The organism is Agromyces binzhouensis, from assembly GCF_004135055.1.
In the GTDB taxonomy this organism is placed as follows: domain Bacteria; phylum Actinomycetota; class Actinomycetes; order Actinomycetales; family Microbacteriaceae; genus Agromyces; species Agromyces binzhouensis.
The window spans coordinates 1-1044 of record NZ_SDPL01000675.1; the positions used below are offsets into that span (position 1 = coordinate 1).

General features: G+C 75.7%; 1 protein-coding gene. It reads right to left on the reverse strand.

What is annotated here, in order from left to right:
- Positions 1-2: 2 nt before the first annotated feature.
- Positions 3-1044: LacI family DNA-binding transcriptional regulator (locus tag ESO86_RS17570; RefSeq protein WP_340638874.1), on the reverse strand; the 1042-nt coding region annotated here is incomplete at its 5' end.

Sequence of the window (1044 nt, forward strand, 5' to 3'; positions counted from 1 at the left end):
CCTCAGGCGCGCGGCGCCGCCGTGCTCGCCCGCACGACGAGCTCGGGCACGCGCGAGGTGCGGTCGGGCGCCGCGGCCTCGTCGAGCAGCACGTCGGCGACGGTCGCCATGATGTCGCGGCCGAGCGAGTCGAAGTCCTGCCGCATCGTCGTGAGCGGCGGCGTGAAGAACGCGGCCTCGGGGATGTCGTCGAATCCGACGACGCTGAGCTCGCCCGGCACCTCGACGCCGGCCTCGTGGCACGCGTGCAGGAGGCCGAGCGCCATCTGGTCGTTGCCGACGAACACCGCGGTCGCCCACCCGTCGTCGAGCAGGCGGCGTCCCGCCGCGTGGCCGGATGCCGCGAGCCAGTCCCCCACGACCGGTTCGCGCACCTGGAGCCCATGGGCCTCCAGCGCGGCGGCGAACCCGCGACGGCGTTCGGCGGCGTCCATCGAGTCGGCGGGGCCCGCGACGTGCGCGATGCGCCGATGCCCGAGCCCGACGAGGTGCTCGGTCGCGAGCCGGCCGCCCGCGGCCTGGTCGAACGAGACGCGGTGCATGCCGGGTTCGACCTCGGATGCCACGGCCACGACGGGCACGCCCGCGTCGATGCCGCGCAGCACGTCGACGCCCTCGCGCTCGCCCGAGATGAGGACGATCGCCTCGACGCGCTGCAGCACGAGCCGGTGCACGGCCTGCGTGAGCACGTCGGGGTCGAGCGTGCGCATGCTCGCCTGGCTGACCGCGTACCCCGCTTCGCGGGCCGCCTCGTTGAATCCGAGCGCGGCGCTCGAGGGTCCGTAGTCGGGGCGCCCCGCCTGGATGAGTCCGATCGAGCCCGAGCGCCGCTGCGCCATCGCGCGCGCCGTCGGCGACGGGGTGTAGTTCAGCGCGGCGATCGATTCGCGCACGCGCACTCGCGTCGCGGCGGCGACCCCGGGCAGGTCGTTGAGCACGCGCGAGACGGTCTGGTGCGAGACTCCGGCGTGCCGAGCGACGTCGAACATCGTCGGCACGCCCGCCGGTCCGGGCGCCTCGACCGGGCCGGGCGCCTCCGCCGGG